The 23,697-nt window shown below is 71.1% G+C and carries 17 protein-coding genes; 8 read left to right on the plus strand and 9 right to left on the minus strand.

Annotated features, from left to right (window positions below; genetic code table 11):
- Positions 1 to 8: 8 nt before the first annotated feature.
- The 4 genes from LNW72_RS20340 to LNW72_RS20355 are packed head-to-tail and all read right to left on the minus strand — an operon-like array spanning position 9 to position 3,759.
- Positions 9 to 728 (minus strand): ABC transporter permease subunit, encoded by a 720-nt coding sequence (locus LNW72_RS20340; protein ID WP_250976715.1) that lies wholly within the window; start codon positions 726 to 728, stop codon positions 9 to 11.
- 31 nt (positions 729 to 759) lie between these two features.
- Positions 760 to 1,731: an ABC transporter ATP-binding protein gene (locus LNW72_RS20345; RefSeq protein ID WP_250976716.1), complete on the minus strand. Its 972-nt coding sequence runs from the start codon at positions 1,729 to 1,731 to the stop codon at positions 760 to 762.
- Positions 1,728 to 2,690: an ABC transporter permease subunit gene (locus LNW72_RS20350; RefSeq protein WP_250976717.1), complete on the minus strand. Its 963-nt coding sequence runs from the start codon at positions 2,688 to 2,690 to the stop codon at positions 1,728 to 1,730. Before LNW72_RS20350 ends, LNW72_RS20345 begins: the two co-directional genes overlap by 4 nt.
- Positions 2,680 to 3,759, minus strand: a complete 1,080-nt coding sequence (locus tag LNW72_RS20355; RefSeq protein WP_250976718.1) for an ABC transporter ATP-binding protein — start codon at positions 3,757 to 3,759, stop codon at positions 2,680 to 2,682. Before LNW72_RS20355 ends, LNW72_RS20350 begins: the two co-directional genes overlap by 11 nt.
- A gap of 297 nt (positions 3,760 to 4,056) precedes the next feature.
- Between LNW72_RS20355 and LNW72_RS20360 the strand changes: the two genes are divergently transcribed.
- The 5 genes from LNW72_RS20360 to LNW72_RS20380 all read left to right on the plus strand — a co-directional run bounded on the left by LNW72_RS20360 (position 4,057) and on the right by LNW72_RS20380 (position 9,725).
- On the plus strand, positions 4,057 to 4,926 hold the full coding sequence (locus LNW72_RS20360) for a M24 family metallopeptidase (protein WP_250980236.1): 870 nt from the start codon (positions 4,057 to 4,059) through the stop codon (positions 4,924 to 4,926).
- Positions 4,923 to 6,785, plus strand: coding sequence for an SDR family oxidoreductase (locus LNW72_RS20365; protein WP_250976719.1), 1,863 nt, complete (start codon positions 4,923 to 4,925; stop codon positions 6,783 to 6,785). The genes LNW72_RS20360 and LNW72_RS20365 overlap by 4 nt, the downstream gene beginning before the upstream one ends.
- Positions 6,786 to 6,859: 74 nt before the next feature.
- On the plus strand, positions 6,860 to 7,753 hold the full coding sequence (locus LNW72_RS20370) for a metal-dependent hydrolase (RefSeq protein WP_250976720.1): 894 nt from the start codon (positions 6,860 to 6,862) through the stop codon (positions 7,751 to 7,753).
- A gap of 16 nt (positions 7,754 to 7,769) precedes the next feature.
- On the plus strand, positions 7,770 to 8,732 hold the full coding sequence (locus tag LNW72_RS20375) for a MerR family transcriptional regulator (RefSeq protein WP_250976721.1): 963 nt from the start codon (positions 7,770 to 7,772) through the stop codon (positions 8,730 to 8,732).
- Between the two features lie 126 nt (positions 8,733 to 8,858).
- Positions 8,859 to 9,725, plus strand: coding sequence for a Cof-type HAD-IIB family hydrolase (locus LNW72_RS20380; protein ID WP_250976722.1), 867 nt, complete (start codon positions 8,859 to 8,861; stop codon positions 9,723 to 9,725).
- A gap of 33 nt (positions 9,726 to 9,758) precedes the next feature.
- On the opposite strand, the gene LNW72_RS20385 is transcribed toward LNW72_RS20380, so the two are convergent.
- The 5 genes from LNW72_RS20385 to hisC all read right to left on the minus strand — a co-directional run bounded on the left by LNW72_RS20385 (position 9,759) and on the right by hisC (position 19,030).
- On the minus strand, positions 9,759 to 11,504 hold the full coding sequence (locus LNW72_RS20385) for a GAF domain-containing protein (protein ID WP_250976723.1): 1,746 nt from the start codon (positions 11,502 to 11,504) through the stop codon (positions 9,759 to 9,761).
- 53 nt (positions 11,505 to 11,557) lie between these two features.
- Complete coding sequence (gene cydD, locus LNW72_RS20390; RefSeq protein ID WP_250976724.1) at positions 11,558 to 15,106, minus strand: thiol reductant ABC exporter subunit CydD; 3,549 nt, start codon at positions 15,104 to 15,106, stop codon at positions 11,558 to 11,560.
- Positions 15,107 to 15,189: 83 nt separating this feature from the next.
- A complete protein-coding gene (gene cydB / locus LNW72_RS20395; RefSeq protein WP_250976725.1) occupies positions 15,190 to 16,191 on the minus strand; it encodes a cytochrome d ubiquinol oxidase subunit II in 1,002 nt (333 codons plus the stop codon).
- Positions 16,192 to 16,207: 16 nt separating this feature from the next.
- Positions 16,208 to 17,716 (minus strand): cytochrome ubiquinol oxidase subunit I, encoded by a 1,509-nt coding sequence (locus LNW72_RS20400; RefSeq protein ID WP_250976726.1) that lies wholly within the window; start codon positions 17,714 to 17,716, stop codon positions 16,208 to 16,210.
- A gap of 240 nt (positions 17,717 to 17,956) precedes the next feature.
- Positions 17,957 to 19,030: a histidinol-phosphate transaminase gene (gene hisC, locus LNW72_RS20405; protein WP_250976727.1), complete on the minus strand. Its 1,074-nt coding sequence runs from the start codon at positions 19,028 to 19,030 to the stop codon at positions 17,957 to 17,959.
- A 293-nt stretch (positions 19,031 to 19,323) separates the two neighbouring features.
- On the opposite strand from hisC, the gene LNW72_RS20410 reads away from it, so the two are divergent.
- The 3 genes from LNW72_RS20410 to LNW72_RS20420 all read left to right on the plus strand — a co-directional run bounded on the left by LNW72_RS20410 (position 19,324) and on the right by LNW72_RS20420 (position 22,989).
- Positions 19,324 to 20,424, plus strand: coding sequence for a LacI family DNA-binding transcriptional regulator (locus tag LNW72_RS20410; RefSeq protein WP_250976728.1), 1,101 nt, complete (start codon positions 19,324 to 19,326; stop codon positions 20,422 to 20,424).
- Positions 20,425 to 20,704: 280 nt separating this feature from the next.
- Positions 20,705 to 21,949 (plus strand): metallophosphoesterase, encoded by a 1,245-nt coding sequence (locus LNW72_RS20415; RefSeq protein ID WP_250976729.1) that lies wholly within the window; start codon positions 20,705 to 20,707, stop codon positions 21,947 to 21,949.
- Positions 21,950 to 22,098: 149 nt separating this feature from the next.
- Positions 22,099 to 22,989 carry a hypothetical protein gene (locus LNW72_RS20420; RefSeq protein WP_308401991.1) on the plus strand — a complete coding sequence of 297 codons (891 nt, stop codon included), beginning with the start codon at positions 22,099 to 22,101 and terminating at the stop codon, positions 22,987 to 22,989.
- Positions 22,990 to 23,697 lie beyond the last annotated feature (708 nt).

The raw sequence follows: 23,697 nt of genomic DNA on the forward strand, positions 1-23,697 counted from the left end.
CCGCCCGGTTACTCCTCACCCGCCAGGGTGAGGGAGCGCAGCCGCTGCGCGGCGAACCAGGTGGCGGCGACGGTCACCCCGACGAGCAGGACGATCGCGACCGGGAGCCCGACGTCGGACTGCACGATGTCGCCGCCCCCGATCTTCTGCGCCAGCGCCAGCGACCACTGCTGGACGCTGAGGGTGCGGGCGCCCGGGACGAGGTTGCCGATGAGGGACTCCCAGACCAGCGCGTAGACGAGTCCCGCCACCACGGCGTGCCGGGTGACGACGCCCAGCAGCAGGAAGACCGCGGCGTAGGCGATCGACGCGACGGCCGCGGCGATGCCGTAGGCGACCGCGAGCTGCTGGCTGTTGCCGTTCAGGATGTAGCCGGCGATGAAGGTCGGGATGGCCGAGAACGCCATGGCGACGCCGATCGCGACGGCCAGTTTCGTCAGGATGATCGACGGCCGCTTCAGCGGCTTGGCCAGCAGATAGACGATCGAGCCGTCGTCGATCTCCGGCGCGATGGCGCCCGTACCGGCGATGACGCCGATCAGCGGCACCATCGTCGCGAGCGCGAAGCCGCCCAGCAGGTCGCTGGTGACGTTGTCGTCCACCCCGGCCAGGGCGCGCACGGCGACGGAGATGACGATCAGCAGCGCGGGCAGCGCGCAGAGGATGAGTGCGCGGCGCCTGCCGAGCAGCGCCCGGAAGGTGAGCCGGGCCACGGTGGGGTTGTACATCGCTGTGGACTCCTTAAGGCCGTTGGGCCGCTTACGCCGTGACCAGGTAGGAGAAGACGCTCTCCAGGGACTCGTCGGACGGCGAGACCGTGTACAGCCGGATGCCGTGTTCGCGGGCGACGCGCGGCAGCAGTTCCGTGAAGGCGGAGAAGTCGATCGCCTGGATGCGCAGCGCCCGCCCGTCACCCGCCCCCGCCCCTCCGGCGAAGCGCTGCGCGCTGCCCCTCCCATCATCCGACCAGTCGAGTTCGATCGCGGCCGTCGACGCGTCCGCGATGAGCGCGGCGGCCAGCTGCCGGTCGTCGCTGGACCGTACGAGGTAGCGGTGCGGGCGGTCCGTCATCAGGCGGCGGATCTTGCGGAAGTCACCGGAGGCGGCATGCCGGCCGGCCACCACGACCTCGATGTGGCTCGCGAGCTGCTCGACCTCCTCCAGGATGTGCGAGGAGAACAGCACCGTGCGGCCGTCGGAGCCCATCTGCCGGAGCAGGTCCATGAGATGGAGCCGCTGGCGCGGGTCCATGCCGTTGAAGGGCTCGTCGAGCAGGAGCACCGACGGGTCGTGGACGAGGGCCGAGGCCATCTTCACGCGCTGCCGCATGCCCTTGGAGTACGTGTCGATCTTGCGGTCCTGCGCGTACGCCATCTCGACGGTGGCCAGCGCCCGGTGGGCGGCGGCGCCGGGGTCGGACAGTCCGTGCAGCTCGGCGTTGGCGAGGACGAACTCCGCGCCGGTGAGGAAGTCGTACATCCCCTCCCGCTCGGGCACGATCCCGATGTGGTGGTACACCTCCTCGTTGCGCCAGATCCGCGTGCCGTCGAGGGTGACGGAGCCGGTGGACGGGGCGAGGAAGCCGGCCATCATGTTGATGAGGGTGGACTTTCCCGCGCCGTTCGGGCCGAGCAGGCCCGTCACGCCGGGGCCGATCGACATGGTGACGTCGTTGACCGCCACCACGTTGCCGAACCAGCGCGAGACGTTGTCGATGGTGATCGTCGTCACGAGAGTCCGACCTTCCGGTAGCGGCGCATCAGCAGGCCGAAGCAGCCGGCGATGACGGCGAGGAGCACGAGCAGGTAGACGGTGCCCGCGAAGGCGTTGGGCGGGCCGTAGTTGCCCGGGTTCGAGACGGTGGCGCCGAGCCACCAGGACTGTGCGCCGTCCAGCAGGCTGATCGGGGAGAAGAGGCCGAACCAGCCCTCCGCCTCGAAGTTGCCCTGGCTGTAGGCGACACCCTGGATCGCGCTGACCGCGCCGTACGAGATGGCGATGACCGCGATGATCGCGGCGACGCCGAAGCCGCGGCGCGGGGTGATGGCGGCGATCACCATGCCGATGCCCGCCAGCAGCAGGGAGAGCAGGAGAGCGGCCACGATTCCCTTTCCGAACCCGGCTGTCTGGGACGCGAAGCCGAACTTCGCCAGCAGTCCGCCGACGTAGAGGATGACCAGCGGCACCGCGGTGAGGATGAACAGCGCCGCCGTCATCGCCGCGAACTTGGCGGCGACGTAGTCGATGCGCTCGATGGGGCGCGAGAAGTACAGCGGCGTCGTCTTGAACCGCAGGTCACGGGAGACGGACTGCGGGGCCTGGGCCGCGACGAAGAGCGCGATGACCATCTGCAGGAAGATCGTGTACTGCATGTACTGCATGGGCAGCTTGGTCATCTTCGTGCCGATCGCGACCGCCACGATGATCAGCGCGGGAGCGCACATCGCGGCGAACAGCAGCATCGGCAGCACCTTGGACTTCGCCGACCGGCCGAGGCCGTAGGCGCCGCGCAGGCTCTGCGAGAAGAGCGAGACGCGGGCGTAGCCACGGCCGAGGCGCGGGCCGTCGTAGTGGCGGTAGCCGATGTTGTGGATGACATCGGCGCTGCGCTGGGCCTCCGGCGATGCGGGGGCGGGAACAGGTGCGGATGCGGATGCGGGAACGGATGCGGGAACGGTGTCAGGCTGCATTTCGGCTGCCTCCCTTCTGCGGCCGGCTGCCGGTGGCGCCTGCGGTCTCGAGGACGTCGGAGTCGGCACCGGTCTCGGTATCCGTCTCGTCGTCCGTCTCGTCGTCCGTGCTGAAGACCTCCGCGATCCGGTGACGTCGCTGTTCCATCCGGACCAGGCCCAGGCCGAGTTCGGCGACCGCGTCCCTGATGAGGTCGTAGGTGGCCTCGCCGTCCATCTCGACGAGCAGGATGTGGCCGATGTTCGCGCCGCCGGATCCGGGCCCCTCGCCCTGCACCGAGACCCCCAGCGCGGTCAGCGCCGCGCGCAGCGCGTCGGTGCCGTGCGGGTGCCGGTCGGTGTCGGTGACCTCGACCGCGAGTGAGGCCGTGGCCTGTGTGAAGTCGCTGGTGGAGGAGGAGCGCAGCAGCTTTCCGCCGTCGATGACGACGACGTGGTCGCTGATGCGTTCCAGCTCGCCCAGCAGGTGCGAGGTGACCAGGACGGAGATGCCGAAGTCGCTGTGGACCCGGCGGATCAGTCCGAGCATCTCGTCGCGGCCCGCCGGGTCCAGGCCGTTGGTCGGCTCGTCGAGGAGGACCAGCTTCGGGTCGTGCACGAGTGCCTGCGCCAGCTTGACGCGCTGCTTCATGCCCGTGGAGTAGCCGCCCATGGCGCGGTACCGCTCCTCGTACAGTCCGACGTGGCGCAGGGTGTCGGCGGTGCGCTCGCGGGCCGCGGCGGGCGGCAGCCCGGACATCCGCGCCATGTGGACGACGAACTCGGTCGCCGACACATCGGGCGGCAGGCAGTCGTGTTCGGGCATGTACCCGACGAGACTGCGGATCGCCGCGCCTTCGGTGGCCACGTCGAGTCCGAGCACGGCGGCACGGCCCTCGGTGGCCGGGGACAGACCCAGCAGAATCTTGATCAGGGTCGACTTGCCGGCTCCGTTGGCACCTACCAGCCCGGTCACGCCGGGGGTGATGTCCACGGAGAGCCGGTCCAGGGCGGTCACCCTCGGGTACCGCTTGCTCAGGCTTTCGGTCACGATCACAGTCACGTTGTCGACGGTAGTGGCGCGGACCACATCGGAGCGTCCCTCTGCGGGGCCCCATCGGGGTAGTCCTGCGGGCTGACCTCCCGTAGGGGATCTCCTCCGAGCGCCGGACTGATGTCAGGGGCATGGCGTTCCGGCGGGGGTCCGGGTGGCGGGGCGGGTGGGAGTCCGGGTGGGAGTCCGGGTGACGGGCCCGGACGGCGGGGCGGGAGTTTTCCACAGGCGGTGCGGGCACCCTTGACCCTGCCATGAAGTGATGTCACATTCATCGATGTCAGGGTTGGCGCATGCCGTGCTGGGTGCCGTACTGAGGGGTGGGCGGTCGTGATGATTCATCCATCGGACGGGTCGGACGGGCTGGACGGTTCGGACGGGCGGAGCAGGAATCCGGACGGGCTGGACGGGTTCCGGGAGGTGCAGCGACTGGCGTACGCGTGCGCCGAGGCGGTCGCGGCGCAGCTGAAACCGGGGGTGACCGAGCGGGAGGCCGCCCGCATGATGCGGGAGTGGCTGCGCGAGCGGGGTGTGCGCGACTGGTTCCACCTGCCGTTCGCCTGGTTCGGGGACCGGACGGCCTTCACCGGCTTCAAGGTGCCGCTGCAGTTCTTCCCCACGCAGCGCCGGCTGGAGCCGGGCATGCCCTTCATCCTGGACACCGCCCCGATTTACAAGGGGTTCACCGCCGACATCGGGTACTCCGGGTGCCTCGGCCTCAACCCGGTCCATGACCGGCTGCTGGCGGATCTGCGCGAGCACCGCGAGCTGATCCTGCGCGAGGTGCGCGAGCGCCGCTCGCTGCGGGCGATCTACGAGGACGTGGACCGGCTGATGGCGAAGCAGGGCTACGCCAACCGCCACCGCGCCTATCCGTTCGGCGTCATCGCCCACAAGGTCGACCGCGTGCGGGAGCGGCGCTGGTCACCGCAGATCGCCGGCTTCGGCACCCAGAGCCTCAAGGGGCTGGCGAAGGACGCGCTGCACGGCCACCGGGACGGCTGGTCCCCGCTGTGGAGCCCGTACCGGATGTCCGACCACCCGCCGCAGCCCGGACTGTGGGCGGTCGAGCCCCATCTCGGATTCCGCGGGACCGGGGCGAAGTTCGAGGAGATCCTCGTGGTCACCGCGACGGACGCGTACTGGCTGGACGACGAACTGCCGCATGTGAAGCGCTGGAAGGAAGCGGGGCTGGCCGTATGAGCCGAGACGGCGCGGGAGACGGGACCGGGAGCGGGAACGGCGGCGGGTCGGGGGCGGGCAGCGGGTCGGGAGCGAGCGGCGGGTCCGGGGCGGGCGGCGGGTCCGGGGCGGCGCGCGAGCGGTGGGTGGCGGGCGACGGGGTCGAGCTGTGCGTCGCCGAGTACGGGGACGCGTCGCTGCCCACCGTGGTGCTGCTGCACGGCTACCCCGACAGCAAGGAAGTCTGGTCCCAGGTCGCCGACCGGCTCGCGGACCGCTTCCACGTCGTGCTCTACGACGTGCGCGGCCACGGCCGCTCGACGGCGCCGGAACCGCTGCGCGGCGGCTTCCGGCTGGAGAAGCTGACCGACGACTTCCTGGCCGTCGCGGACGCGGTCAGCCCGGACCGGCCGGTCCACCTCGTCGGCCACGACTGGGGCTCGGTCCAGGGCTGGGAGTTCGCCACCGTGGGGCGGACCGAGGGCCGCATCGCCACCTTCACCTCCATCTCGGGGCCTTCCCTCGACCACTTCGGCCACTGGATCAAGCAGCGCGTCGCACGGCCCACCCCGCGCCGGCTCGCCCAGCTCCTCGGCCAGGGCGCCAAGTCCTGGTACGTGTACGCCCTCCACACGCCCGTGCTGCCGGAGCTGGCCTGGCGCGGAGTGCTCGGCAGGCAGTGGCCCAAGCTGCTCGCCCGCGCCGAGAAGATCTCCTCGGCGGACTACCCGACGGCCTCGCTGCCCGAGGACGCCGCGCACGGCGCGTGGCTCTACCGGGACAACGTCAGGGACCGGCTGCGCGCGCCGCGCGCGGACGCCTACGCCCATGTGCCGGTGCAGCTGATCACCCCGACCGGTGACCCGTTCCTCTCGGAGAAGCTCTACGACGAGCTGGAGCAGTGGGTCCCCGACCTGCGGCGCCGCACCATTCCGACCAAGCACTGGGTGCCGCGCACCCGCCCGGATCAGATCGCCCAGTGGATCGGTGAGTTCGTGACGTCCAACGAAGAGGGCCGTCCCGCCCGGAAGACCCCCGACAAGCCCGGCCCCGCCGGTGAGCGGTTCGCCGGTCAGCTGGTGCTGGTGACCGGCGCCGGCAGCGGCATCGGACGCGCCACCGCCTTCGCCTTCGCCGAGGCGGGGGCACGGATCATCGCGGTGGACCGGGACGCGGAGTCCGCGGCCCGCACCGCGGAACTGGCCCGGCTGATCGGCGCTCCGAGCGCCTGGGCCGAGACCGTGGACGTCTCCGACGAGCAGGCCATGGAGAAGCTCGCGGAGAAGACCGCCACCGAGTACGGCGTGCCCGACGTCGTCGTCAACAACGCCGGTATCGGGCTGGCCGGCTCCTTCCTCGACACCACCACCGAGGACTGGAAGCGGGTGCTGGACGTGAACCTGTGGGGCGTCATCCACGGCTGCCGGCTCTTCGCCCGGCAGATGGTCGACCGCGGCCAGGGCGGCCATATCGTCAACACCGCCTCGGCCGCCGCCTTCCAGCCGTCGCGCGCGCTGCCCGCGTACAGCACCTCCAAGGCGGCCGTGCTGATGCTCAGCGAATGCCTGCGCGCCGAACTGGCCCCGCACGACATCGGGGTGAGCGCCATCTGCCCCGGCATCGTCAACACCAACATCACCTCGACCACCCGCTTCGCCGGGGTCACCGACGCGGAGCAGGACCGGCGCCGCGCCAGGTCGTCCCGGCTGTACGGACTGCGCAACTACCCGCCGGAGAAGGTCGCCGAGGCGATCGTGCGCGCGGTGATGCGCAACTCCGCGGTCGTCCCGGTCACCCCCGAGGCGCGCGGCGCCCGGCTGCTGGGCCGGCTGTCCCCCAGGGCGCTGCGCGGTCTGGCCCGTCTCGACCCGCCCCTGTAAGCCCCGGTGAGTCGCCGTAAACCCCGATAGTCCTCACAAGCCCCGGTAAGCCCCGGTAAGGAGGTCACGACACCATGAGTTACGCGATCAAACCGCGCCGGGTCTCGTTCGACTGGAAGCAGACGCCGCTGCACTGGATTCCGGACGAGCCGACCGCGACCCACGTCATCAATGTGCTGCACCTGCTGCTCCCCGCCGGGGAGAGGTGGTTCGTCAAGGTCTTCAAGGAGGCCCTGCCCCTGGTCACGGACGAGGAACTGCTCAAGGACGTCAAGGGGTTCATGGGCCAGGAGGCCACCCACAGCGTGCAGCACGCCTACGTCCTGGAGCATCTGGCCGAGCAGAACCTCGACACGGACCGCTACACCCGGCATGTGGAGTGGATGTTCGACGTCCTCCTCGGGGAGAGGCCGCCGTTCGGCTCACCGATACCGAGGGCCGAGTGGCTGAAGTTCCGGCTCTCGCTCATCGCCGCGATCGAGCACTTCACGGCGGTGCTCGGCGACTGGATCCTGGCCGCCGGGGCACTGGACGACGCCGGCACCGACGAGGTGATGCTGGACCTGCTGCGCTGGCACGGCGCCGAGGAGGTCGAGCACCGGGCCGTCGCCTTCGACATGTACCAGCACGTCGCCGGGGAGGGCCTGCCGCGCTATCTGCGCCGCGCGGAGGGCATGGTCCTCGCCTGGCCGGCCCTCGCCTATCTCTGGGTGACCGGGGCCCGCTACCTGATGCGGCACGATCCGCAGCTGCCGCACGGCAGGTACCGCTTCCGTGACCACCGCGCGGCGGCCGCCAAGGGGCTGCTGCCCTCCTGGGCCGCGCTGAACATGGCCATGCCCAGATACCTCCGGCGGTCGTACCATCCGTCACAGGAGGGGTCGCTGCGCAGGGCCGTCGAGTACCTGGCGACTTCCCCGGCGGCACGGATCGCGGCGGGCGCGATAGGCCGCGCTGCCGCCTCGTGAGTCCAGGGAGGACCGTTTGACCGTCTCCGCCGAGCATCGCGCCTACCGGATCGAGGACCTGGCCCACTTCAGCGGCGCCACGGTCCGGACGATCCGGGGCTACCAGGACCGCGGGCTGCTCCCGAAACCGGAACGCCGGGGCCGGGCCAACGTGTACGACGACACGCACCTGGCCCGGCTGCGGCAGATCGCCGACCTCCTGGAGCGCGGCTACACGCTGGCCAGCATCAAGGAGCTGCTGGAGGCGTGGGACGCGGGCACCGGGCTCGGCGGGGTCCTCGGCCTGGTCAACGAGGTGGACAGGCCCTGGTCCGACGAGACCCCGGCCCGGATCACCCGCGCCGAGCTGACCGAGGCGTTCGGCGGCGTCCCCGACCAGGCCGCCATCGTCGACGCCCTGGACCTGGGGGTGCTGGAGACCGTCCCCGGCAGCGAGGACGAGTTCCTCGTCCCCAGTCCCCAGGAACTGGCCGTCGCCGTCGAGCTGTACGCGGCGGGCGTCCCGCTGACCGCGATCACCGGTCATCTGCGGGAGCTGCGGATCCAGGTCGAGTACATCTCGGAGCGGTTCCTGCAGTTCACGACCGAGCATGTCTTCCAGCGCTATCTGGACCATCCGCCCACCGACGCGGAGGCGACGGAGGCGGCGTCCCTGGTCCGGCGACTGCGGCCGCTCGCCCAGCAGACCATCGACGCGGAACTGGCCCGCGCGATGCGCATGATGGCCACCGAGCAGGTCAGAAGGCACCTCGGCGATCTCACGACGGACGTGGAGCTCCCGACGGAGCCGGCCCACGTCCCGGTCTCGCTGCCGGCGGACACCGTGGGCGCCGTCCGCGAGCTGGTCGGCCGCCGCAACGTCCCGGCCTTCATCGCCGCCGCCGCCGAACGGGAGGTACGGGCACGCACCATGGACACCCTCGCCGGCCTCCCCACCGAGGACGGCCCGCGGACCGGCGGCCCGAGCGGCCAGGGATGATCGTTTCCAAGAGCCACCAGCAGTCGGACTCGGCGGATCACCCGCGGGTGGAGATCGAGCTGTACTCCGAGGGCGGGAGCGGCGCGCCCGTACCTGTGTACGGGTGTCGTGGCCGTATACGGGAGGATGGGGGGTGTGACCTCAGCCCCCGAGCATCCCCAGTCCCCGGACGCCCGCCCGTCGTCCCGCACGCCCCGGCTGATCGCCACCGACCTCGACGGCACGCTGCTGCGTGACGACAAGACGGTCTCGGCCCGGACGATCGCCGCGCTCGCGGACGCCGAAGCGGCGGGTATCGAGGTCTTCTTCGTCACCGGGCGGCCGGCCCGCTGGATGAACGTCGTCGCCGAGCACACCGCCCGGCACGGGATGGCGATCTGCGCGAACGGCGCCGCCGTCTACGACCTGCACCGCAGCACACTGCTCGCCGCGTACCCGCTCGACACCAAGGACGCGCTCACGGTCGTGGAGGCACTGCGCGCGGCCGTCCCCGGCACGACCTTCGCCGTGGAACGGACGAACGGCTTCTCGTACGAGCCCGCGTACCCGCCGTACGCCCCGATGCCCGACGCGGTGATCGCGCCCGCCGAGGAACTGCTCGCCGACAACGGTGCGCCGGTGCTGAAACTGCTGGCCAAGCACCCGGACGCCGACCCCGACGCATTCCTCGCGATGGCGCTGAGCGCCGCCGGGGAGCACGGCGAGATCACCCGCTCCAGCGCGTCCGCGCTGCTGGAGATCAGCGGCCCCGGGGTCAGCAAGGCCACCACGCTCGCCCGGTGCTGCGCGGAGCGCGGTGTGTCGGCCGAGGAGGTCGTCGCGTTCGGCGACATGCCGAACGATCTGGCGATGCTCAGCTGGGCGGGCACCTCGTACGCGGTCGCGAACGCGCACCCCGCGGTGCTGGCCGCCACCACACACCGCACCACCGCCAACGAGGACGACGGCGTCGCCCGGATCATCGAGGGGATCCTGGCGGCCCGCAGCAACTGAACCGGCCGGACGGACCCGACGGGGCGGCCGCCGCTACAGCGGCGCCTCCCAGACGACCGTCGTCCCCACCCCGTCCGGCCCCGGCCCGAAATCGCTCGACCCGCCGAGGGCCTCCGCACGGCGCGCCAGATTGCTCAGTCCGCTGCGGCGGCCCTCCTCCGGGATGCCCACCCCGTCGTCGGTGACCGTCAGCCGCACTCCCGTCACACCGCCCCCGCCCCCGTCACCGCCACCGTCACGGTCACCGCCCCCGTCACCGTCGCCGTCGTCCCCGGCGGCGCCCGGAAGGGTGACCGTCGCGTCGATCACCACGTCGATCCGGCTCGCGCCGGCGTGCCGGAAGGCGTTGGACAGCACCTCGCGCAGTGCGGCGATCAGGTTCTTCACCGTCAGCTCGCCGACCAGCGCGTCCACCGCACCGACGAACCGCACCGACGGCTGGAAGCCCAGCGGGACGGCCGCCGTGCCGATCTCCCGCAGCACCCGCGTCCGCAGGCCGGCCGGTGCGTCGGCGGGGGCCTGCTGGAGCGCGAAGATCGCGGTGCGCACCTCCTGGATGGTGGCGTCCAGTTCGTCGACGGCCTTGCCGATCCCGTCCCGCACCTGCGGGACCACCGAGCGGCGCTGCGCGCCCTGCAGCATCAGACCGGTCGCGAACAGCCGCTGGATGACGAGGTCGTGCAGGTCACGGGCGATCCGGTCGCGGTCCTCGTAGACCGCCAGCCGCTCCCGGTCGCGCTGTACGTCGGCCAGCAGCAGCGCCAGCGCGGCCTGCGCGGCGAACTGGGTGGCCAGCGTGCGCTCCACCTCGGTGAACAGCTTGCCGCCGCGTTCGCGCGGCAGCGCCAGTGTGCCGATCACCCGGCCGTTGCTCTTGAGCGGAAGCATCATGCTGGGACCGAACCGGGGCGCCAGATGGGTGGTCATCCGCACGTCCATGGAGGAGTCGTCGACGAAGACCGGCTCCCCGTTCAGCAGCAGTTCGGCGACCGGGCTCGCCGCGTCGATGACGGTGCCGAGCATCCCGGCCGGTTCGTCCGCGGAGACCGCGACGACCTCCAGGCCGCCCTCCGCGGTCGGCAGCAGCACCAGCCCGGCGGCGGCCTCGGCCAGCTTGCGGGCCTGCTCGGCGACGACGTCCAGCGCGTCCTCGGCCGCGTCGCCCGTCAGCAGTGCGGTGGTGAGGGCCGCCGAGCCGTTGATCCAGCGCTCGCGCTGGCGGGTGGCCTCGTACAGCCGCGCGTTGCCGAGCGCGATCCCCGCCTCGGTGGCCAGGATCCGCACCACGTGCAGATCCTCCTCGGTGAACTCACCGCCACCGCGCTTCCCGGTCAGGTAGAGGTTCCCGAAGACCTCGGTGTGGACGCGGATCGGCACCCCGAGGAAGGCGTGCATCGGGGGGTGGTCCGGCGGGGCCCCCGACGACCGCGGGTCCTTCGTCAGATCGGCCAGCCGCAACGGCACCGGATGGCGGATGAGCTCGCCGAGCAGCCCCGTACGGCCGTCCGGGAGGGCGCCGATCCGTTCGGCGTCCTCCTCGGAGATGCCGTGCGTGACGAAGTCGGCGAGGCCGGTGCCGTCGGCGTTGAGCACGCCGAGCGCCGCGTAGCGGGCGGAGGCCAGTTCGGCGGCCGTCTCGACGATCCTGCGCAGCGTCGTGTGCAGCTCGAGGCCGGTTCCGACGGAGACGACGGCCTCCAGCAGCTCGGGCAGGCGCACGGTGATCTGCGAGGCCATGCCCTGGAAGCTGAGAGTGGTCGGCGCACTGTCGTCTGCCATGCCCATCAGCGTATTTCGTCCGCTTTATCCTCGCCGGTCGGACCGTCACCAGGTCAGACCGCAGCCAGGTCCGCCACGCCCGTCGTTCCGGAAGCGTCGGTCGTTCCGGAAGCGTCCGTCGTTCCGGCCACGTCCGCCGCCAGATCCGCGGCGCGCTCCCGTTCGAGTGTGCGGCGGAACGGTCCTTCGACGGCGGCCAGCTCCGCGTACGTACCGCGCTGCACGGCGCGCCCCCGGTCGAGGACGACGATCTCGTCGACGGCGTCCCCGGCCAGGCCCGCCAGCCGGTGCGTGATCAGCACGGTCGTACGGCCCCGGGTGGCGTCGAGCAGGTCCGCGGTCAGCGCGTCCGCGGTCGGCAGGTCCAGGTGCTCGGCCGGCTCGTCGAGCACCAGGACGGGGAAGTCGGCGAGCAGCGCGCGGGCCAGCGCGAGGCGCTGCCGCTGCCCGCCGGACAGCCGGGCCCCGTGCTCGCCGACGAGCGTGTCGAGGTCCGCGTCCAGCCGGGCGGCGGCAAGGGCCGCGCGCAGCGCGTCGTCATCGGCGGCCGGGCGCGCCAGCCGCAGGTTCTCGCGGACCGAGCTGTCGAAGACATGCGCGTCCTGCGCGCACAGGCCGACCAGCCGGCGCACCGCGTCGCCGTCCAGCGCGGCCGCTTCGGTACCGGCGAGGGCGTACGAACCGCTCTCCGCGTCCAGGAAGCGCAGCAGCACCTGCGCCAGGGTCGTCTTGCCCGCACCCGACGGGCCGACCACCGCGATCCTGCGACCCCGCGTCAGTTCGAGGTCAAGACCCGCCAGCGCCGGCCGGTCCTGGCCCGGGTAGCGGGCCGTCAGATCCCGGACGACCAGCGGGAACGGCAGCGCCGGCGGCTCCGCCGGCCGCTCCGGCTCCCGGACCGGCTCCGGCGCGTCCAGCACCTCGTGCACCCGCAGCGCCGCCGCCCGGCTGCGCTGCCGGTACTGCGCCGCCAGCGGCATCCCCGTGACCGCTTCGAACGCGGCGAGCGGGGTGAGCACCACGACCGCCAGGGCGACCGCGTCGAGCCGGCCGTCCCGTACGGCCTGGATCCCGGCGTACGCGCAGGCCACCACCGTCAGACCGCACACCAGTGCGGTCAGCCCGGCGCCCAGCGCGGTCGTCGCGGCGGACCGGGCGGCGATCCGGGTGAGGATGCGGTCGGAGCGCGCGGCGCGCTCCCGCCGGCCGGGCAGCGCGCCCGCCACCGTCAGCTCGGCGGTGCCGGTCAGCAGGTCCACGACCTGCGTCGACAGCTCGCCCCTGGCCGGCGCGAGCCGCCGCTCGGCCCGCCGCGACAGGACGGCGGACAGCGCCGGCACCCCCGCGCCCGCGATCAGCAGCCCGGCCGCCAGCGCTACGCCCGCCTCGGGCAGCAGCCAGCCGGTGAACGCCGCCGATGCCACACAGACACCCGCCGCGGCACCGGCGGGCAGCAGCCAGCGCAGGAAGTAGTCCTGCAGTCCGTCGACGTCCGCGACCAGCCGGGAGAGCAGATCGCCGCGCCGGGTCGCCCGCAGACCCGCCGGAGCGAGCCGTTCGATCCGCCGGTAGACGGCCACCCGCAGGTCCGCGAGCGAACGGAAGACCGCGTCGTGCGACACCAGCCGCTCCGCGTAGCGGAAGACCGCCCGCCCGATCCCGAACGCCCGCGTCGCCGTGACGGCGACCATCAGGTACAGCACCGGCGGCTGCTGCGACGCCCGGCTGATCAGCCATCCGGACGTCGCCATCAGACCCACCGCGCAGCCGAGCGCCAGCGCGCCCAGCAGCAGCGCCAGCGCGAAGCGTCCGCGCAACGGCCCCGCCATCCGCCGCACCCGCCGCAGCGGACGTCCCCCACCGGCGGCCGGCGGAGCGTCCACGGGCGGGACGGGCGGCGCGGCCGACGTGCCGTCCCGCAGCGGTTCCTGACGAGCTGCCAGGGGACTCCGGTCTCCAACGGCGGTCGCCGCGGCCGGCGCGGGCCGCAGCCGGATCGTGCGGTCGGCCACCGCGAGCAGGGCCGGCCGGTGCACGACGAGCAGGACGGTGCGGCCCACCGCCAGCCGGCGGACGGCGGCCACCACGGCGGCCTCGGTGTCCCCGTCGAGGTTGGCGGTCGGCTCGTCGAGCAGCAGCAGCGGGCGGTCGGCCAGGAAGGCGCGGGCGAGGGCGAGCCGCTGGCGCTGGCCCGCGGAGATTCCGGCGCCGCCCTCACCGAGCGGAGTGTCCAGACCGGCGAAGTCGAGGGCGCCGGCGTCCCGGAGGGCGGTCCGCACCTGCTCGTCGGTGGCGTCCGGCCGGGCGAGGCGGACGTTCTCGGCGACGGTCCCGGCGAAGAGGTGCGGCCGCTGCGGGACCCAGGCGATCTGCCGGTGCCAGCTCCCGGGGTCGAGCGACGCCAGATCGGCGCCGTCGACCAGGATCCGGCCGCCGGACGGCTGCGCGAAACCGAGCAGCGCGGCCAGCAGCGTGGTCTTGCCGACACCGCTGGGACCGACGACGGCGACCGTCTCACCGGGGGAGACGGTGAAGGAGACCTCGGGGAGCGAGGCCCGCTCGCGGCCGTCGTGGTGCACCGTCAGACCGTCCACGGTGACGACCGCGTGCCGCAGATCGGGGGCGGGCAGCGTCCCGGCGGTGGCCGGAGCCGTCTCCAGGACGGCGAAGACCTCGTCCGCGGCGGCCAGCCCCTCGGCGGCCGCGTGGTACTGCGCGCCCACCTGCCGCAGCGGCAGATACGCCTCGGGCGCGAGCACCAGGACGACGAGCCCGGTGTAGAGGTCCAGGTCCCCGTGGACCAGCCGCATGCCGATGCCCACGGCGACCAGCGCCACCGAGATCGTCGCGAGGAGTTCCAGGGCGAAGGACGACAGGAACGCGATGCGCAGCGTCCGCATCGTCGCGCGCCGGTACTCGTCGGTGATGGTGCGGATCGACTCGGCCTGCGCCTTGGCCCGGCCGAAGACCTTCAGGGTGGGAAGGCCGCCGACGACGTCCAGGAAGTGCCCGGACAGCCGCGCGAGCAGCCGCCACTGACGGTTCATCCGGTCCTGGGTGGCCCAGCCGATGAGCGCCATGAAGAGCGGGATGAGGGGGAGGGTCAGCGCGATGGTGAGCGCCGAGATCCAGTCCGAGGTGACGATCCGGGCGAGCACCACGACCGGTACGACCACGGCCAGTCCGAGCTGCGGCACATAGCGGGCGAAGTAGTCGTCGAGCGCGTCGACCCCACGGGTGGCGAGCGTGGTGAGTTCACCGGTGCGCTGGGTGGAGAGCCAGGACGGGCCCAGGGCGGTGGCCCGTTCCAGCAGCCGGCCGCGCAGTTCCGACTTGACCGCCGCGCTGGCGCGGTGCGCGCACAGCTCGGTCAGCCAGGCGACGATCCCCCGGCCGGCCGCGACGGCGGCGAGCAGCAGCAGCGGAGTGCGCAGCTCGCCGGCGTCGAGACCGTGCTGGAATCCGCCGACGACGATCTCGGCGATGAGCATCGCCTGGCCGACGACCAGCCCCGCCCCGGCCAGACCGAGGGCCACGGACGCCACGAGGAAGACACGGCTGGCACGGGCGTACCGGAGCAGACGCGGATCGACTGGTTTCACGTGGAACATTCCCTTCGGCGAGGAGCTCGGCCGGCGGCGGCAGGCGGCAGGCGCCGGACCGTGGCCGGATGTGGCGGAAACGCCTAGTGGACTTCGGCGATGTGCTGGGTGCCGATCCGCTTGCGGAACACCCAGTACGTCCACCCCTGGTAGATCAGCACGACCGGCGTCGCGATCGCGGCGCACCAGGTCATGATCCTCAGCGTGTACGGCGTCGCCGAGGCGTTGGTGACGGTGAGGTTCCACGCGTCGTTCAGCGAGGACGGCATGACGTTCGGGAAGAGCGCCAGGAAGAGCATCGCCACCGACGCCGCGATCGTGATGCCGGAGAAGACGAAGGACCAGCCCTCCCGGCCGATCCGGATCATCCAGACGGCCGCGACCAGTGCCACCACCGCGACGATCAGCGCGCCGAGCGTCGTGCCGTCCCCGTTGTCCTTCTGGGTCCAGCCCAGGAAGAGCACCGCGAGCACCGCGGCCGTGATGCCCAGCCGGAAGGCGAGCCGGCGGGCCCGGGTCCGGATGTCGCCGACCGTCTTCAGAGCGGCGAACACCGCGCCGTGGAAGGTGAAGAGCGTGAGGGTGACGAGCCCGCCGAGGATCGAGTAGACGTTCAGCAGATCCCAGAAGGTGCCGACGTACTCCTTGTTCGCGTCGATCTTCACGCCGCGCACCATGTTGGCGAACGCGACGCCCCACAGCACGGACGGCAGCAGCGAGGACCAGAAGATCACCTGTTCCCACCAGGTCTGCCAGCGGTCCTCCGAGCGCTTGGAGCGGTACTCGAAGGCGACGACGCGGACGATCAGACAGAGCAGGATGATCAGCAGCGGCAGATAGAAGCCGGAGAAGAGCGTGGCGTACCACTCGGGGAACGCGGCGAACGTCGCACCGCCCGCGGTGAGCAGCCACACCTCGTTCCCGTCCCAGACCGGGCCGATGGTGTTGATCAGTACCCGGCGCTCGGGGCGGTCGCGGGCCAGCAGCTTGGTGAGGATCCCGATCCCGAAGTCGAAGCCCTCCAGGAAGAAGTAGCCGGTCCACAGGACGGCGATGAGTACGAACCAGACGTCGTGCAGGTGCATGTCGCGCTCCTTCCTCTCAGTACGAGAAGGCCATGGGCCGGTCGGCGTCGGTGGAGTCGCCGCCGATCTTCGTGGGCGGGTTCCGGTCGGAATCGGTCAGCTCCGGCGGCCCGGCCTTGGCGTACTTCAGCAGCAGCTTGGTCTCGACGACCGCGAGCACCGCGTAGAGCAGGGTGAAGGCGATCAGCGAGGCGAACACCTCGCCGGTGGAGACATTGGGGGAGACCGCGTCGGAGGTGCGGAGCAGCCCGTAGACGGCCCAGGGCTGCCGGCCGGTCTCGGTGAAGATCCAGCCCCACGAGTTGGCCAGCAGCGGGAAGACCATCGTCCACAGCGCGATCCGCCAGTACCAGACGGCGAACCGGTCGCCGAGCGGTGTGTTCCTGGTGAGCATCAGCTTCGGCGCCTCGTCCTCGCCGGTGCGGTGCTCCTCGGCGACCCAGAGCTTGCGGCGGGTGAGCCACAGCCCCGCCAGGCCGACCGCGAAGGACGTCATCCCGAAGCCGATCATCCAGCGGAAACCCCAGTAGGCGGTGGGGATGTTCGGCCGGTAGTCACCGGGGCCGTACTTCTGCTGTTCGGCCTTGTTGACGTCGTTGATGCCCGGCACGTACGAGGAGAAGTTGCCGTCGGCGAGGAAGGACAGTATCCCGGGGATCTCGACGGCCACCTTGTTGTGGCCCTTGTCGACATCGCCGACGGCGAAGATCGAGAACGGGGCCGGCCCCTCGCCGTCCCACAGCGCCTCGGCGGCGGCCATCTTCATCGGCTGCTGCTTGAACATGACCTTGCCGAGCGAGTCACCGCTGATCGCGGTGAGCAGCCCCGCGACGACGGCGACGGCCAGACCGAGCCGCAGCGAGGTACGCATCACGGCGATGTGCTTCTTGCGCGCCAGGTGGTAGGCCGAGATGCCGATCATGAACGCGGCGCCGGTGAGGAAGGCCGCGGTGATGGTGTGGAAGACCACGACCAGGGTGGTGTCCTGGGTGATGACCTTCCAGAAGTCGGTGAGTTCGGCGCGGCCGGTCACCTTGTTGTAGGTGTAGCCGACCGGGTGCTGCATCCAGGAGTTCGCGGCCAGGATGAAGTACGCGGAGAGGATCGTGCCGATCGAGACGATCCAGATGCAGGCGAGGTGGATGCGCTGCGGCAGCTTGTCCCAGCCGAAGATCCACAGCCCGATGAACGTGGACTCGAAGAAGAACGCGATCAGCGCCTCGAAGGCGAGCGGGGCACCGAAGATGTCCCCGACGAACCGGGAGTAGTCCGACCAGTTCATGCCGAACTGGAACTCCTGGACGATCCCGGTGGCCACGCCCATGGCGATGTTGATCAAGAAGAGCTTGCCCCAGAACTTGGTGGCCCTGAGGTACTTCTCGTTCTTGCTGCGGACCCACGCGGTCTGCAGGACCGCGGTGAGCGCGGAGAGGCTGATCGTCAGCGGGACGAAGAGGAAGTGGTAGACGGTGGTGATGCCGAACTGCCATCGCGCGACGTCGACGGTTTCCAGCGAGAGCTGCACGTCACGACTCCTTACCTGTACCGGTTGCCTGCACCGGTCCAAACTCGAACTTTTCGCCCCAACCCTCGCGTGAAACCCATAGGAAAGGGGGCAAACACGTCCGCTTGTGAAAGTGAACGCATTCACAAGCTAAGTATCGCGCACAGCAGTTCGCCCCCTCCCACCGGGGGGTGGAAGGGGGCGAAAACGGCAGGTGGTAAAAGGCGCCGGCGCCACGGTCCGGTGCCGGCGCGCTTGCTGCTACAGCTCCTTGCGGAACGCGTCCGCCGTGCTCAGCAGCAGATCGTTGGCCTCGGTCTCGCCGATGGTGATCCGCACGCCCTCGCCCGGGAACGGCCGTACCGCCACCCCGGCCCGCTCGCACGCCGCCGCGAAGTCCAGGGTGCGCTCCCCCAGCCGCAGCCAGACGAAGTTCGCCTGCGTCTCCGCCGGCGTCCAGCCCTGCGCGGCCAGCGCCCCGACGACCCGGTCCCGCTCGGTGACCAGGCCGGCCACCCGCTCCAGCAGGGCCTCCTCGGAGCGCAGCGAGGCGACCGCCGCGTCCTGCGCGAGCTGGCTCACACCGAACGGCATCGCGGTCTTGCGCAGCGCGGCGGCGACCGGCTCGTGCGCGATGGCGAAGCCCACCCGCAGACCGGCCAGGCCGTACGCCTTGGAGAAGGTGCGCAGCACCGCCACGTTCGGGCGGTCGCGGTAGATCTCGACACCGTCCGGCACTTCGGCGTCCCGGATGAACTCCCGGTACGCCTCGTCGAGGACCACGAGCACCTCGGACGGCACCCGGTCGAGGAAGCGTTCCAGCTCCGCACGGCGTACGGCGGTGCCCGTCGGGTTGTTGGGGTTGCAGATGAAGATCAGCCGGGTCCGGTCGGTGATGGCGGCGGCCATCGCGTCCAGGTCGTGGTCCTCGCCCTCGGTGAGCGGCACCTCCACCGGGGTCGCGCCGCTGATCCGCGTGATGATCGGGTACGCCTCGAAGGAGCGCCAGGCGTAGATGACCTCGTCGCCCGGCCCCGCGGTCGACTGCAGCAGCTGCTGCGCGACGCCGACCGAGCCGGTGCCGGTCGCGATGTGCGTCTGCGGCACGCCGAAGCGGTGCGCCAGCTCGGCGATCAGCTCGGTGCACGCCGCGTCGGGATAACGGTTGAACGAACCCGCGGCGGCGGTGGCCGCCTCCAGCACGCCGGGCAGCGGCGGGAAGGGGTTCTCGTTGGAGGACAACTTGTAGGCCGGAGCACCCTCGTCCGAGACCGGGGGTCGCCCGGGCTTGTAGGTGGGGATGCCGTCCAGTTCCGCGCGCAGCTTCGGGGTCATGACCACACCATACGAGGGGGCGTGAGGGAGTGGGAAAGTGCCGTGCGCCACACTGTGCGCCGGTGGCGCGCGCGGTGGTGCGCATCCCTCGTAGGAGTGAGTTGATACCTCCACGCAATACGAACCAATGGGCGGGAGATCGCCCCCATGGCACCGGGACCCGCGCGAAGAAAGCGCTTGTGAGCTGCGCATTACACCTCACAAGGCACTTTCGATCTTGCAGAAACGTATCGCCTGAATGGCTTTTCCGGGCCCCAGCGGACGGACCAACCCCGCCCTACTATCGGGTCGCCATGACAGCAGCAGGGAACCACCAGGCGAGCCGGCCCATCGGACGCCGGCTCGAGCGGGCAGGCATCAGAGATGTCGCCGCTGCCGCCGGTGTCTCGATCACGACTGTCTCCGACGCACTCAACGGCAAGGGCCGACTGCCCGACGCCACCCGCCGCCATGTCCGGGAGGTCGCCGAACGGCTGGGTTACCGCCCGTCCGCGGCCGCCCGCACACTGCGCACCGGCCGATCGGGCTTAATCGGCCTGACGGTCACCACCTACGGCGAAGAACCGTTCACTTTTACCGAGTTCGCGTACTTCGCCGAAATGGCGAGAGCCGCGACCTCGGCCGCCCTCGCCCGGGGCTACGCCCTGGTCATCCTCCCCGCCTCCTCACGCCATGACGTGTGGAGCAACGTCGCGCTCGACGGCACCGTGGTCATCGACCCCTCCGACCACGACCCCGTCGTCATGGAACTCGTCCGCCAGGGCGTTCCGGTGGTCAGCGACGGCCGGCCCGCCGGCAGCCTCCCCGTCCACGCCTGGGTCGACAACGACCACGAGGAAGCCGTCCTCGGCATCCTCGACCACCTCGCCGCCGCCGGAGCCCGCCGGATCGGCCTGCTCACCGGTACCAGCACCGACACCTACACCCGGCTGTCCACCACCGCGTACCTGCAATGGTGCGAGCGGGTGGGCCAGGAACCGGTCTACGAGTCCTACCCCGCGCACGACCCGTGCGCGGGCGCCGTCGCCGCCGACCGGCTGCTCGCCCGTCCCGACCGGCCCGACGCCGTCTACGGTCTCTTCGACCCCAACGGCACCGATCTGCTGGCCGCCGCCCGCCGCTACGGACTGCGGGTACCGGACGATCTGCTGCTGGTCTGCTGCAGCGAGAGCAGCGTCTACGCGAGCACCGAACCGCCGATCACCACGCTCTCCCTCAAACCGGGGAAGATCGGCACCGCGGTGGTGCAGCTCCTCATCGACGCCATCGAAGGGGTGGGCGCCACCCATCCCGTCCAGCAGATCATGCAGACCGACCTCATCGTCCGCACCTCGTCCCAACGCCGTACCCACCGCACCACGGTCAGTCCCCCGCGCAGTCCGGCCGGGAGCTGAGGCCTGGCCCGGGAAACCCGCACCGCACCACCGCACACGAGCCGCCGGGGAGTCCGCGCGGGGATCCGGAACCGGAACCCCGCGCGGAAGTCAGCACCGGACTCCGTGCGGAAACCTGTTCAGGAGTCGGCACAGGAGTCCGAGCAGGAGCCCGAATCGGCCACCGGACCGCCCCAGGACGCCGATTTAGGGGGTGTTTGTCGGCACCGGCCGAAAACCCGGCACCCAGGTATGTCACACCACGACAGCGTCATTCCTATGATGGGCGGATGGCGGCGCGATGGTGGAGGGGTCGATGACACAGGGGGCAGGTCACGGGCCCGTGCTCAAGGCGATGGTGAGCTGGCGTCCGGCAGGTCCGGACGCGGGTCCGGAGGCCGGACCGGAAGGCGGTCGGGAGACCGGTCAGGCAGCCACGCCCGGCAACGGGTCGTACGGGTTCGCCGAGGCTTCCGGCGCTCCCGTGATGCCAGGCACACCAGACGTTCTCGGTGCGCCCGGTACCGGTGCCGCGGGCGGTGCGGACGGGCCGGCAAGTGCGCCCGCGTCCTTCGCCGCGCCGGCGGCTCCGGCCCAGGCGCCCGCCGCCGCGCCCCCGGCCGGGTACGAGGCGACCCAGCTCGACACCCGCCTGGTGCCGGAGGACTACACCCCGACCGCACACGACCTCCCGGTGATAGCTCCCGTCGACGCGGACCAGCCCGGCCCGCTCTACGTCGTCGGCGATGTCCACGGGTACATCGACGAGCTGCGCACGGCGCTCCACGCCCAGGGCCTCATCGACGCCGAAGGCCACTGGTCGGCGGGCACCGCCCGGCTGTGGTTCCTCGGGGACTTCACCGACCGCGGCCCGGACGGCATCGGCGTCATCGAGCTCGTCATGCAGCTCTCCGCCGAGGCGGCCGCCGCGGGCGGCTACGCCAAGGCCATCATGGGCAACCACGAGCTGCTGCTGCTCGGCGCCCACCGCTTCGGCGACACCCCCGTCAACTCCACCGGCGGCACCGCGTCGTTCCTCGCCGCCTGGCGGCTCAACGGAGGCCAGCCCTCCGACATGGACCGGCTGGAGGACCGCCATCTGACGTGGATGTCCCGGCTGGACGCCGCGCACCTGACCGACGGTCATCTGCTGCTGCACTCCGACACCACGGCGTACCTCGACTACGGCACCACCATCGACGCGATGAACGACGCCGTCACCGGCATCCTTCAGCGCGGCGACGCGGACGAGTGCTGGGACCTGTTCCGCAAGCTCACCAAGCGGTTCGCCTTCCGCGGCGACAACGGCCCGCAGGCCGCCCGGGAACTCCTCGACACCTACGGCGGCCACCAGGTCGTCCACGGCCACAGCCCCATCCCGTACCTGCTCGGCGAGGTCGGCGGCGAATACACCGCGGACGGGGAGGAACGCACCCCGGTCGTCAATGGCCCGATGGCATATGCCGAGAACTTGGCATTGGCAATGGACGGTGGCGTAACCATGGACGGCCGACTGCTCGTTGCCGAACTACCACCCCTTTCCTGATCGGCAGATTTCCGGGAAGCACTCTGTCACCCCCTCATCCCGCGCTCTACCATCGCTATATCCGTAAGGCACGCTCTCCTCCGCTTCACCGGCCGACCGGCTCCACTTACAGCGGGGAGGCACCGGAGACGGAGCATCGGGGGATGCACATGAACAGCGCTCCACACCTGCTCAACGAAGACCGCCCGGACTTCGAACGAGTCCTCGACGACGCACTGCACACCGCGGACACCGGGCACGACGAGCACGGCGGGCACGAAGGCGTGCTCAACAGCGAACAGCTCCGCACCATGGCGCTCAGCGCCGCGGAGGTCATCTCCGCCTGCGCCGCACCGGAATACCAGCAGTATCTGAAGGTCCGCGAGCAGATCCGCGAGGCCCTCGAGGAGTCCGAGATCATCCGCCGGACCGAGCCCGTGACGGCCGCGGACAACCGGGCGTTCAGCTACGCCGCCATGGGCGTGGCCGACTCCGCGGGCTCCGGCGCCGGGCTGTTCGCCGTGGTCGCCGTGCTGACGCCCATCCTGGCGGGCACCGCCGCGCTGATCTTCCTGCTGATCGGCTACGTCCTGCACGCGATGACGCCGGAACCCGCCATCGCCGCACCGCTGCGCACCGCCGGCTGGCTCTTCGCGGGCGTCACCGGGTGCGGCATCCTGGTCGGGATGGTCGGCCTGCTCCTCACCGCCCTGCGCGACAGCGCGAGCGCCATCCATGACGACGATTCCGGCTCGCTCCCGCCCGAGGTCGCCGCCGCCCGCGAGGCGTGGCGGCGGGCACTGCGCGACCGCGGCGTCCTGCCCTTCCTCGCCGAAGCCAGAACGAACGCCGCGCTGGCGCCCCATCCGGACTTCGAGGCTCCGCGCCCCAACGGCACCCAGCCCTCGCGAATGCCCCGACTCGGCTATTCCCGCCCGGACTTCACCAGTCCCGGTCCCGAGGAATCCCCAGGACCCGGCCACCGATTCTCCAGCCCCGATTTCTCCAGCCCGGACTTTTCGAGCCCCGACTTCACGGGCCCGGACGAGGGTTCGAGATAGCGCACCAGGTTGTGCGTATGGGCGGAATGCGGAACTCCGCACCTATAGGGCGAATTTGGGGACATCCGCCCCCATGTGACGCATGAACACACCCACGGTGTACGCCGGAGGCGGCACGGCGTAGCCCGCCTCACCCCGGTGTCGACTGCGTCGGGCACCGGGCCAGGGCGGCGTTCCCCGGCTACGCGGACAGCGGAAGGACTCCGAAGCCGCAGGAGAATGCTGCGGCTCCGGGCCCAACTGGTTGAAACGTTAACGCAATGCCGCGGCCGGCCGACAAAGTCCAATCCGTGGACAACTCCGCCTTCGAGAGTGTTTCGAATGGGCGCGCTCCCAACGGGATTTCCCGCAGAACCGCAGGTCAGCGGCGCGCCATCACTCCAGCGGCATTCGATCGGAAGAGTGCAGAGGCGACGTTCCCATGCGCACGCGCATATGCCAGAAGCATACTTTGTCGTACTCTGCCCGACCACCGGGACGACGGGAGTCGAACGGCGTGGATCAGGCCCGACTCCATTGTGGGAGACGGCAATTGGCGTGGAACGAGTTACTCCGGACGACTGGTTTCGATACGAGTTGATGATGAGTAGGGTGTGACCCGCTGCCGATGGATCTACGGAAGGTGCCTGGCTGAATTCAGAGGGTCTGGCTGAATTCAGCATGACCGGAATGTGCGTGTGCGGGTGGTGTCGTCTGCAGGATCTGGAG

The sequence above is a fragment of the Streptomyces sp. RKAG293 genome, assembly GCF_023701745.1.
Classification (GTDB): Bacteria; Actinomycetota; Actinomycetes; order Streptomycetales; family Streptomycetaceae; genus Actinacidiphila.